Origin of the sequence: Albibacterium profundi (assembly GCF_042159835.1) — a bacterium.
In the GTDB taxonomy this organism is placed as follows: Bacteria; Bacteroidota; Bacteroidia; order Sphingobacteriales; family Sphingobacteriaceae; genus Albibacterium; species Albibacterium profundi.
This window is the reverse complement of sequence record NZ_JBBVGT010000003.1, coordinates 184,126-195,450: the sequence shown is the minus strand read 5'-3', so window position 1 is coordinate 195,450 and position 11,325 is coordinate 184,126. Positions and strand designations below refer to the sequence as shown.

General features: G+C 39.4%; 15 protein-coding genes and 1 pseudogene. 7 read left to right on the top strand and 9 right to left on the bottom strand.

Annotation, left to right across the window (positions count from 1 at the left end; all coding sequences use genetic code 11):
• Positions 1 to 75: 75 nt before the first annotated feature.
• The 8 genes from WKR92_RS12385 to WKR92_RS12350 all read right to left on the bottom strand — a co-directional run bounded on the left by WKR92_RS12385 (position 76) and on the right by WKR92_RS12350 (position 7,441).
• Positions 76 to 495, bottom strand: a complete 420-nt coding sequence (locus WKR92_RS12385) for a soluble adenylyl cyclase-like protein (protein ID WP_375558146.1) — start codon at positions 493 to 495, stop codon at positions 76 to 78.
• Positions 496 to 648: 153 nt separating this feature from the next.
• Positions 649 to 882 (bottom strand): glycosyltransferase, encoded by a 234-nt coding sequence (locus tag WKR92_RS12380; RefSeq protein ID WP_375558145.1) that lies wholly within the window; start codon positions 880 to 882, stop codon positions 649 to 651.
• A gap of 12 nt (positions 883 to 894) precedes the next feature.
• Positions 895 to 3,693, bottom strand: coding sequence for a TonB-dependent receptor (locus WKR92_RS12375; RefSeq protein WP_375558144.1), 2,799 nt, complete (start codon positions 3,691 to 3,693; stop codon positions 895 to 897).
• A 3-nt stretch (positions 3,694 to 3,696) separates the two neighbouring features.
• Complete coding sequence (locus WKR92_RS12370; RefSeq protein ID WP_375558143.1) at positions 3,697 to 4,911, bottom strand: DUF4934 domain-containing protein; 1,215 nt, start codon at positions 4,909 to 4,911, stop codon at positions 3,697 to 3,699.
• 8 nt (positions 4,912 to 4,919) lie between these two features.
• On the bottom strand, positions 4,920 to 5,600 hold the full coding sequence (locus WKR92_RS12365) for a hypothetical protein (protein ID WP_375558142.1): 681 nt from the start codon (positions 5,598 to 5,600) through the stop codon (positions 4,920 to 4,922).
• A gap of 272 nt (positions 5,601 to 5,872) precedes the next feature.
• On the bottom strand, positions 5,873 to 6,481 hold the full coding sequence (locus WKR92_RS12360) for a hypothetical protein (protein WP_375558141.1): 609 nt from the start codon (positions 6,479 to 6,481) through the stop codon (positions 5,873 to 5,875).
• Positions 6,482 to 6,808: 327 nt separating this feature from the next.
• On the bottom strand, positions 6,809 to 7,045 hold the full coding sequence (locus WKR92_RS12355; protein ID WP_375558579.1) for a HigA family addiction module antitoxin: 237 nt from the start codon (positions 7,043 to 7,045) through the stop codon (positions 6,809 to 6,811).
• Between the two features lie 6 nt (positions 7,046 to 7,051).
• On the bottom strand, positions 7,052 to 7,441 hold the full coding sequence (locus WKR92_RS12350) for a hypothetical protein (protein WP_375558140.1): 390 nt from the start codon (positions 7,439 to 7,441) through the stop codon (positions 7,052 to 7,054).
• Positions 7,442 to 7,799: 358 nt separating this feature from the next.
• Here WKR92_RS12350 and WKR92_RS12345 point away from each other — a divergent pair, with 358 nt between their 5' ends.
• From WKR92_RS12345 to WKR92_RS12315, 7 genes and pseudogenes are all read left to right on the top strand, one after another.
• Positions 7,800 to 8,048, top strand: a complete 249-nt coding sequence (locus WKR92_RS12345; protein WP_375558139.1) for a hypothetical protein — start codon at positions 7,800 to 7,802, stop codon at positions 8,046 to 8,048.
• Positions 8,048 to 8,320 (top strand): type II toxin-antitoxin system RelE family toxin, encoded by a 273-nt coding sequence (locus tag WKR92_RS12340; RefSeq protein WP_375558138.1) that lies wholly within the window; start codon positions 8,048 to 8,050, stop codon positions 8,318 to 8,320. The genes WKR92_RS12345 and WKR92_RS12340 overlap by 1 nt, the downstream gene beginning before the upstream one ends.
• A 92-nt stretch (positions 8,321 to 8,412) precedes the next feature.
• On the top strand, positions 8,413 to 8,583 hold the full coding sequence (locus tag WKR92_RS12335) for a hypothetical protein (RefSeq protein ID WP_375558137.1): 171 nt from the start codon (positions 8,413 to 8,415) through the stop codon (positions 8,581 to 8,583).
• Positions 8,584 to 8,734: 151 nt separating this feature from the next.
• Positions 8,735 to 8,995: pseudogene (locus WKR92_RS12330) on the top strand (DUF1016 N-terminal domain-containing protein); the annotation flags it as partial.
• Positions 8,996 to 9,036: 41 nt separating this feature from the next.
• A complete protein-coding gene (locus WKR92_RS12325) occupies positions 9,037 to 9,768 on the top strand; it encodes an RpnC/YadD family protein (RefSeq protein ID WP_375558136.1) in 732 nt (243 codons plus the stop codon).
• A gap of 26 nt (positions 9,769 to 9,794) precedes the next feature.
• Positions 9,795 to 9,968, top strand: a complete 174-nt coding sequence (locus WKR92_RS12320; protein ID WP_375558135.1) for a hypothetical protein — start codon at positions 9,795 to 9,797, stop codon at positions 9,966 to 9,968.
• A gap of 498 nt (positions 9,969 to 10,466) precedes the next feature.
• Positions 10,467 to 10,826, top strand: a complete 360-nt coding sequence (locus tag WKR92_RS12315) for a VOC family protein (RefSeq protein ID WP_375558134.1) — start codon at positions 10,467 to 10,469, stop codon at positions 10,824 to 10,826.
• 28 nt (positions 10,827 to 10,854) lie between these two features.
• Here the strand turns inward: WKR92_RS12315 and WKR92_RS12310 are convergent, their stop codons facing one another.
• On the bottom strand, positions 10,855 to 11,295 hold the full coding sequence (locus WKR92_RS12310) for a carboxymuconolactone decarboxylase family protein (protein WP_375558133.1): 441 nt from the start codon (positions 11,293 to 11,295) through the stop codon (positions 10,855 to 10,857).
• Between the last annotated feature and the right edge of the window lie 30 nt (positions 11,296 to 11,325).

The window sequence follows — 11,325 nt, the reverse complement described above, 5'->3', positions numbered from 1 at the left end:
ACAAATTTACGAAAAATACACGACTTTTCGTAACGAATATCCAATCAAAATGCGCGCAGTAATAGCTTTTCGAAGCTACTTCATCGTATAGTAAAATTTCCGTCCATGCTTCTCAGCATCAATCAGGTTATTTTTCAATAAATACGACAGCCTTACACCAAGTGCATTCTGCAATTTCACGACATCCTGATCCGGTTGCTCCTCCAAAAGGACTTCCAATATATCCTCCTTGTAGGCCGATTTTAATTTGGTCAGTGCATAGCTGATCCGCTCATCAAACCTGCCATGCGGTTTAAATTCCTGAACGGCTTCTAACTTTCTGGTAGAAGGTTGAACATCGCGTGTAATCTTTTTCGCTGTCGTCGTCCCTGACAAGACAATATTTGAGCTTTCAATTACGCTAATCGTGTTTTCAACCTTTTTAAGTTCTTCTTTTAAGAGCTGCTGACGCTCCCTTAAAAATTCGATTACTTGTTTTTCGTTTATGTTTTGCATAATTCCAATCTTAATTATTCGTTCAAATATAATTAATATTATTTATAAAAACACAAATCGCAAATTTTATAGTGAAAAAGCCTTCAAAGCCTCTGTTCCTAGGTCTCTCCGATCAACCTGGTTGAAACAAAGGATCATTAAAACATAATTAACTTAAAAGTTCTCTTCTAATAGTTTAACAATTTTGATATTCCCAGTTCTATTTTGTTTTAGTAGCCTCAACGTGTTATCACTACTACCGTCATCAATAAACAAAATAAAACTATTTTCACTGATTACTTTTTCGACAACCAGAGCTTTAAAAGCTGCGTTCAAAGCTGAAATTGTATCTTTAATAATTTCTTCCTCATTAAAACATGGTACTATAATGGCTAAGTTTGGTGTCATTTTATTCATCATTTAATTTCTTCCGAACTTTCTCGGATAATAAGCGACTGAAAACAAGAAATATTGAGGAAGAACATTCACTGTACCCGTGGTTACATAATTACCAGCCCCCGACTGAATAATGCCTTGATTTTGTCTTAGCAGATCTAGGGCAGAGAATTTGATTTCTAAGTTATTCTCTTTGAGTAGCCGTTGAATAACACTCGCATTCCAAATAAAATTCGTGTAGCGGTCATACGTGGACGAGGTATTCCTCGAAATAAAATTACTGTTAACCGTCAAACGTTTGGTAGCATTCCAACTAGCACTTAGTCCCGTTGACGATTGAAGGTTTCTAAAGTTCTGGTTGTTTTCATTGCCGACCTCGCCCGACTTAAACAAATCGAACTTCTGGTTGACAGTAGCTGACAGCCTATTACTAAACTTATAACCTAAGATAGCATTTTGGCTCGTGTAAAAGTTACTCATATCCTTCAAATCGCTGTTGACATAACGCGGCTCTTTTGTGATGCCGGCTAGAAAGTTATATTGTAATTGAAAGGTATGGTTACGGATAGAAACGGCTTTATTAAACTCTCCTGATGCTCTAATAAAATAGCCGCCGTCTTGGTTCACGGTATAATGGTCCACCCTACCAAACTCATCGTAGACACTGCTGTCTACCATATTGTCACGGACGTAGCCTCCATTTACCGCGATATTGTAATTAAAGATATTATTTGCCAAGTGGCTAAAATGGTAGTGATTAAAGGAAATCGTCCTTTTTATAGCAGGGCGAAGATCAGGATTGCCTCTCCTGACATACCAAATATTGATATTGTCAACCAAAGGTACTAGCTGGTCTACCGTCGGGAAGTCGATATCAGAATCATAGCTCAACGAAAAGTTCTTCAGATAATGATTGAATTGCTGATTTCGGTAATTGACACTAACCTCGGGCGTAAAATATACATAGGAAGTGCTAAAGTTCTGAAATGCTTTGTCAGATCGATTTTTCTGCGAGAACAGATGGGCTTTCGGGACGATACTTACTGTAAAAGCTTTCTGATAACGATTATATAAAGATTTAGAAAAGACTCTTTGGATACTAAATTCAGGTATCGCATGTATCCGATTTAAATCGCTTTGGTTGCTAAGACTTTCATTCAAAATGAACCCTCCGGAGACAAAGTCTTTCACCTGGCGATCTTCCCGGTCGGTATTCATATACAATTTATTATTAAACGCGAGCGATATATTGGGAAGGTTGTTCGTTCCGAAAAATATATTTTTCAAATTAGTCAAAGAGAGTGAAATTTCATGCCGGCGGCTATTGAGTTCCAGGTCATAGAGCCTCGTCTCGTTCTGAACGGTCGCACTGTCCGATGAACGAAATTCGTTATCGAGCTCCCGATCCCTTAAAGACTCTTTTGCAGAAAAGCGATAGTCAATTTTAACCCCAAGCGACCTGGCACGTCCTGAAACTTTTTTCAGGTCGTAACCAGCTTCTAAAAGCAGGTTACTGGAGTTATAGCTCTCCGTCTCAGACAACAGGCTGCTGCTTTCGACTGAATTGACCAAAGCATTACTGGTTTCAAGGCTATGGCTGCCCGTCTCTCTATGTGTAATATGGGGGGCGACATAAAACGCGCGCCTTTCATTCTCATTGTCATATCTGGAGTTCAGACGATGACTCCGATCGAATCGTGTTTCGTCAACATTACGAAAGCGATCCAAGTTCTCATTACCATCCAAAGCAACCGTCGTCCGACTGTCGGTCTCCTTCGTCAGATCTTCGTCCTGATAAAAATAATCAACCACTAGACCTTCCTTTCTCAAATCCGAAGGCGATTCCATGAAATCGTGCTGTAAAGAAAGACCCGCCGTATGCTGCTCCGTTATGCCATTCTGGAAAAAATCGGGATGGAGTTCTATATTTGCTCCTACCCCTTTAAAGGATGCATTTCGCAGCAACATCTCCACATCACGAACGGTTTTATTGTTGTTGTTCGTCGAACCCACGACACTGATCTGCGTTCGGGGTGAAAACATACTGATCGATCCGTCCCCTTCGTACTTGTTTTCCGTGCCAACTCCACCTCCTACTTTCCCAAAATAGCCGTATTTTTTATTTTTCTTTAGCTTTAAGTTCACCTCCATAATGGAGTCAACCGGATTGCTCGTACTCGCTGAATTATATACCTGTACTTTCTCGATTGCGTTCTTTGGAATATTCTGTGTGGCTATTTTAGGGTCTGAACCGAAGAAAGGTTTACCGTCGACTAGCAAAGTATGGACTTTTCTGCCATTGACAGTTATTTCTCCGTCACCCCAAACGGTTACCCCCGGTAATTGGTGCAGAAGATCCTCTACGACCGCATTGGGGTCCAGCTTAAAAGCATCCGCATTAAACTCAAGGGTATCTCCATTCATCTGGATAGGTGGTATGGTAACAGCTACTTCCTCAAGCTCATTGGAGGCCATTTCCAGATACAGCTTGGCCAAATCTTTTGACTTCGTTGACGACGGTATATCGAAGCCATGTTCAAGACTTTTGTAGCCTACATGGGTGGCGACTAGCGTCAACGGAACACCTGTCGGCAAGCCATTATATTCAAACTCACCAAAGTTGTTGGTCAAACTATATCCAATAAGGCTGGTATCTGCTGCCATATATACCGCGACGGTGGCCGACTGCAGCACATGGTTGTGAACAGAATCCATCAGTACACCCTTCACCGCACCGTCGTGTACAAACGGATCACGGCTTTGCCCGTAAGCGTTCATCGCAAGCAGCGAAATAACAAACAATGCGACCGTTCTTACTAACACTTTTTATAAACCCTCTTTTAATTTCATCTGAATAATCACCGGATTATCATTTCTAGATCCAGCAGTGAAATATTGGGTAAGCACGTCATTGTAAACAGGGTTCCGTCTTTTATTTTCCCTATATTCCATGAACATGTAAGACGAAGAGATCGACGTATAGAAATGCTCTTGATCAGCGGCTTGCACCTTCGCCACGATATTATAAACAGGCAGATAACTATTGGATGAATCAGGTTGGATATGCCTGTATGATAAGAGAGTCCCCGTCTTTAAGTGATAAATCAGGTCTCGCTTTTTATCAACATGATCAAAATTGGCAGTATGGAACAGAAGGTAGTCGTCTATCCGGTAAAGGTGACTGAGACTGTAAACGACGGACGGGTTACTTTTTATAAATTCCTCGCGACGGTTGTCATATTCTGTGTTCGTCAAAAAGTCTTTAGGCAACGAATATGACATGGGCAATACGAAATTATATTTGGCTACAATACCTCCGGAATCAAGTTCTATAACCTCATATTGATAGAATTCTTTGGACAGCACCTTTGTGCCATCACCAAAAGGATACAGGTTATTATCATCCGACCACCTATCATCCGAAGGCAGATAGAAATTGTGCGGGAAATATTTTTTGCCGAGCGCACCATCGGGTTCAATATATGTCAAGGCGTACGTTGTGTCTTTATCCCCTGCTTCATCGGGCGGCGAATCGTACGCAATCAACCTTCCGGATCCGATGCTTATAAATTCACTTATGTTCGCCTCTACCTTCTGTTCTCTCAGAAAATTGCCGTCCACATCGAAAACATAAAGAAACCCAGCATATTCACCAAAACTGCTGTATGTGATGATCTCCTTGCGGACTTGGTCGACTGAAATGACCTGAAACATAGTACTGGGATAGGACGGCTTCTTCCGTTTGGGGATGCGGTCGATCTTTGCATGAAAGGTTCCGTCCTTTTCAAAAATAAGGATTGCATTACCAACCCTATCCAGAATGACGTAGTATTGATCAGTGACAAGCAGCTGGTCAATTTTATTGAACAGGCTGACTTTGTTGCTTTCCAGCGGAATATAGTTTACCTCCTCAAACACTTCTGACACTGTCGCGCCACGGGCATTCGGTATATCGATTCTTAAAGTTTGAGTAACTATTTCTTCTTGTGCGAGGGAAGTTAGGTAGAACGTTAATAGAAGAATAGTTCCAAATATTTTCATTGCAATTTCTAGTTTAACAAGTTCGCCAATGAAACCTCATTAGCTGTATTCTTTCTCAGAGGAATGAGGAAACCTAGATAGCACTGCGTCCCATCCGAAAAGAAAGCTACCTCTGCGCGATCCTTATACTTATCGTGGAGCACATTCTCGACCTTCCAGATTTCATTCCCTCCTTTTTTATTGCTGACGGATATTTTTTCTGGGATTAGTCGATATATAAGCTTCCCGTCGTATTCGATCTTTACAATATCATCCCCTTTCAGATTCAGGTACATATTCTTAATAGTTGGCACTGAATCCTTTGTTATCATAATATCGTAATAGCCAGCCTTAACGCCTTTGTAAATCTGACCTATTGCCCGTGAGTTTTGCGTCTCCGTTAAGGTTACAGGCAAAGGGTCATCGAGAGCCTTCGTTGCGTACTTCCATACAATGATCCTAAATTTGTTGCCTGCATCTTTATAAGTAAAAACTGAATAAGGTTCCTGATATTCATTGAAAGACGTATTATCTGACCGTAGACTATCCTGAATATCTTCCTTAAACAGGTCTCGATATAATGTCGTCTTTTCTGACCGAACATCCGGATTATCTATCAGGTTTTTACCCGCTTTAAATACACCAGAAAGAAGAGCAACTATACATAAGAGAAAGACAGCTGCAGATATTACAAAAAGGTTTTTTCGCATGAATACTTTTATTTAGGTTATTTGCCCAAGCTAACAGCTTGGATCGGCTAGTTTAAATAAAGATCCCATTACAGGGTATTTATTTGAACATCACCTTAAAGGTAAGAATTTAATCCAAAAATATATTGACTTTACTACTTCTAATTATAAATACAAATATCAATAACATAATCACTTTCGTTTTGATTGTACATGCATACCTAACAATTTCCTGTTCAACCATCCAATTTTAGGCTCTCAGAGCTGTGCGGGAGTGCACTGACAATTATTTTCTATTTTAACAAGTTCGCCAATGAAACCTTATTAGGTGAATTTCTGATTAATGGAAATAGAAAACCTAGATAGCACTGCGTCCCATCCGAAAAGAAAGCTACTTCCGCGCGATCCTTATACTTATCGTGGAGCACATTTTCGATCTTCCAGATTTCATTCCCCTCTTTTTTATTGCTGACAGTTATTTCCTCTGGGATTAATCGATATATAAGCATCTTATCATCTTCGATTTTTACGACATCGTCCCCTTCCAGATTCAAGTACATGTTCCTAATAGTTGGCACCGAATCCTTTGTTATCATAATATCGTAATAGCCAGCCTTAACGCCTTGATAAACCTGACTTCCCAAATCCAGCGAATACTGTGTTTCTGTTAAAATCACAGATAGAGGATCGTCAAGAGCCTTCGTTGCATACTTCCATATAATGATCTTGAATCTATTTCCATCTTCTTTGTAAGTGAAAATGGAAAAAGGTTCGCGATAATCGTAGAAGAAAGTGTTATCTGAACGTAAACTGTCCTGTACACTGTCCGTGAATAGTTTCCGGTATAACGTTGTTTTCTCGGCACGAACTTCAGGGCTAACGATTGAATCTCTAACTAACATAAATATGCTGGAAAGAATAGAGATCACTTCTAACAGGATTATTGCTAAACATATTATAAAAAGATGTTGACGCATGAATAACTTTTAAGGTTATTTGCCCAAGCTAACAGCTAGGATTAACATCGCATGTTTTTTCATAATTGCTTTTTAGTTTTATTTATTGGCTAATTTAAATAAAGTCCCTTTACAGGGTATTTATTTGAACATCACCTTAAAGGTAAGGAATTAATCCCAAAACACGTTAGCTTTACTATTTGTAATTATATATTCACTGGTTGGCAACTGGCTCTTCTGCACCGCCTGATTCAGTGCCTTGTCGGCGGGTTTCTACGTTTGGCGGGTACTCGTACGAATATCATAATCATCCTGAATTCCGAGCCAAAATTTGACCGAATTTCCAAAGAAACGGCTCAGACGAATTGCTGTATCTGCCGTAATTCGACGTTGGGCATTTATGATTTGCGATATACGGATTTGGGGAATTCCAGTTTTCTTGGCCAAACGATAGGCAGTAATCTTCATTGGCACAAGGAACTCCTCATTTAATATTTCACCAGGATGTATATTGAACTATGGAGTTAATTTAATAATAGTTTTCTTTTTATCTATACCTTTTAAATTAGCATTCGGAAGTCTGATACTAATATCTTTTTCAGGGTCATAATGATTGGGTATTTTGATAGAATTATCTCCGTAATAAGCATTGGGCAAATTAATTGGGTTAGCTTCTTTTTTATTGATTGCACTATCTACTATAACAACCTCGTCATCTTTTACTTTGGATTGGTTTAAAATAGCATCAATAATCTGTCGTTTTTCGTAACCTTCCAAATCTACTAAATCGGAATGAAGAGCCGTCCCTTTTTTATTAATCACTTTTCCTTTTACTGCTAATTCTTGGGCGTTAAGTGTTACGCAAGTAAATAAAATGATAACACCGGAGAGTATAGTCTGTTTCATAAGAAGGTCGTTATAATCAACTCAAATATAATGATTTATATTATTCAAAACAATATTTGTATCAACGAAGCATTCATTACCGAGTGTGCCACATCGTAACTATCATATTCAAAGAATTGCTAGCGATAGATCTACCCATGCAGACAGTCTGAAATGAAAGATCCCCAAACGGGGAGAATGGGGATCTTTACTAACCAATTATAAACCTAAATTATGATACTACAAATATCGCATTAATGGGATAAAAAAGTGTAATGAGACTGTCATATGACGTTTAAACAACTAACTGAAACGATGGAGAGTATATCGTGTATATAAGATATATTGTGTATATTTTAATCAAGAGAATTATATGAAAATGAGAAAAAACATCGACATCGACGAAAAGGTTCTGACTAAACTAAAATTGCTGTCTGCATTTGAAGAAACGAGCGTTAAAGCTATTATGGAAAAAGCTGTTTCTTTTTATGTAGAATATAAAGAAAAAGAACGCTTAAAAGCATTGTCCGACGAAGAAAAGGAAGATTTGGGCTTGCTGTTGCTTATGCAACAGTCTGACAGAACCCAAGTGGTAAGCCGTGAGGAAGTAATGGACAATTTGAACTGATGGAAATTGTTTTTTTACGAAGCTTTTTAGTCGATATTAAAAAACTCAATGATAAAAAATTGAAAACCAAAATCAAGGAATTTATCGTTGAGCTTGAAGATTCTGAAAGTTTGGAGGAGCTTTCCAATGTTAAAAAATTAAAAGGGTTTTCTTCTGCTTATCAATGGAGAGTTGCCGATTATCGATTAGGGTTTTATAAAGATGATGGCGTCATTGAATTGGCTCGATTTGTAAAGAGAAATGACATATATAAGGTGTTCCCTAAAGATTAATATAGAACCTCAGATCAGCCTTCAAAGGTAATGAAGAAAAAAAAGAACGAACGATTGAAGAACTGAATGCTTTTTTAAAAGACAAATACGATGTGAAGAAGCTTTCAAAGCTCGAAGACGACACCGTAATGGAATATTTCATGAAGATCTCTGGTGATGATGCGAGCGAATTTATTGAAGATTTTTTTGAACACTTTGATATCTACGTAGAAGAATTCAATTATCGTAGAAGAATTCAATTATCGGGAGCATGTTTCTCCTGAGGGGTTAATGTTCATTCTCAAAAGGTTCAGACCTAAAAATTTTCGACCGGTTAAATACAAACATCTTAAGCGGTGTCTAGAAACTGGAAAATGGGAGTATTTCGATTGATCGTTACCTAACTTTTTTTTATAATCTTTCAAAGAAGAGCAACAAGGAGAAGTCAGAGCTGCTTATGGAGAAGGGATTATAAAAGAGCTTTCTCAAGTATTAGGTGAAGAACTGGGTAAAGGCTTTTCGGTTGCTAATCTCGAAAACTTCAGAAAATTCTATCTTACTTTTCCGGCCAATCAAAGACCCTACGCACTGCGTAGGGAATTAACATGGACACATTATCGCCTGATAATGAGGGTGCAAAACGAGAAAGCAGCTGACGTAGAATTAAAGCAAAAACAAGTCGACTACAATTGCTAAATTTATTAGTATTTAAACTGAAGATTTCGTATCTTTAGCACATGACCAATCACCGAACACCAAAGCCCCGTCGGCAGAACGATGAACTGCTGAAGGGCGCATTCGAGGAGAACTTTCAAGATTTCCTGCGGTTCCTCTATCCAGATGCGGATACGATTTTTGACCTTGAAAGAGGCTTCCAGTTTATGGACAAGGAACTGCTGGAGATAATCCCAAACCGTGAGAAGAAAAAGGGGAAGCGGATAGCCGACCTGTTGGCAAAGGTTTACCTGAAGGACGGCTCGGAGAAATGGATCCTCATCCATACCGAGATCGAGGGAGGCAGCCAGGAGGATTTTGCCTTCAGAATTTTTCAGTATTACTACCGTTTGCTCGATCGTTACAGAGTCCCGGTGGAGACCATTGCTGTTTTTACTGGCGACCGGAACCAAAGACGCCCATCCGAATATAGCAATCGGGCGATCAAGACTCAGATCCAATTCAATTACGAGGCATACCACATCTTCGATCACGGTGAGGAAGAACTCTTGGCAAAGGACAATATCTTTGGATTGATTGTCCTCGCCTGCCAGAAGGCATTGCTTGAAGGCAAAATACCAGATCGGGAATTGGGCGAGGACAGGTTGACGATAGCCAAGGCGCTGCTGAGGCATGATTATGACAAGGACCGCATCATCAGTTTTCTGGCTTTTCTCAAAAACTTTTTGTATATTAACGATGAAAAAATTAACAGTATCTTTGATGAACAAATCATCCAGTCCGCAGGAGGGTAATCAAAAAACAGGAACGGCAAGAGGGATTGCTGAAAGGACGGCAAGAAGGATTGCAAAAGGGTGCCGAGCAAGAAAGACGGGAGATTATCAACAACCTTTTAAAACAGACAGATTTTGATGACGCCATGATTGCATCGTTAACGGGTGCCACAGTATCTTTGGTAAAAAAGACCCGCGACGAACTAGAAAAGAAAGAATAAAGGTTAGACAGACCTGCTATTATTTGGTGATAGCCATTTCTTGAGAAAGAGATGGCTGTTTTTTTGAAGCATAACAATATACCTGCGTCTTCGCCCTAACTAGGTGAAGAAAACTAAAATGCAATCTTATGACCAGTTTTCAATCTATTTATTTTATAACTGGCTGTAAAATGACTGGTAAATACGGCTGAAAATTGTTTCGAGAAAGCATTTGTTTCATCGAAAACAGCTACTATTAGCAAATCAATACACGTCAATGTGGCACTGAATCTAATTTACGGCTCCAATTGTGATCTCCGTATGGACTGTCCTCGCCTTAAACATCGAAAAATAGGGGACGATGGGGAAACTCATAATGATTACGTATCTTAGTACTAACAGTACCCATCTTGCATACCATAAGAACTGCAGATGGGTCATTTTTTTATAACTATGTAATATCTCTCCCTCATTTGATCTATAAATCATTATATTGAAACAACACACAGGTAAAGAAAAATGAAAATTAAACGCATTGTAGCGAACATTCACACAGACGAACTTAAGGCAGTCGAAAGATTTTACGGTGACGTACTTGGACTCAATGTGTTGATGGATCATGACTGGATCAAGACATACGGTACGGAAACTAAAATGACCGTACAAATTAGCTTTGCCAATGAAGGTGGTTCAGGTACCTCCACTCCTGATTTGTCCATCGAGGTGGATGACGTTGATGCGGCTTACACTCAAATGAAAGAAGCCGGATTTCCAATTGAATACGGTCCGGTTAATGAACCTTGGGGAGTACGACGCTTCTATGTGCGTGATCCCTTCGGTAAACTAGTGAATATCCTTTCTCATTCGTCGGAGGGTTAGCCCCTTATCTCTCTATTTCCACAGGCGATCAGTCAGGCTGCACAAGCGTAGCGATACACATCCTGTTCCAGCCATTAATCGTGATAATAGCCACCATAATCTGGGCGAGTTGGTTATCGCTAAAAAGTGATTTTGCTTTTTGATAAGTCTCGTCTGACACCCCACCGTTGGCTATCAAGGTCATTTCCTCTGTTAAAGCCAAAACAGCCCTCTCCTCTTCCGAATAAAGTCCTTCAACCTCTCTCCAGGCATTCAAAAGATAAATCCTTTTCTCAGTTTCGCCCAATTTACGAGCATCCAATGTATGCATGTTGATGCAATACGCACAGCCATTAATCTGAGAAGCCCTAATCTTGATCAATTCTTTCATTATACCATTTATGTCAACAGTCGCCATGTAGCTCTCCAGACCTGCTAAGGCTTTATAGGCGGCTGGTTCAAGTTCGGGAATATTAATTCTTTTTTCCATTTCGTTTTTCATTTATAATTTACTTAATAA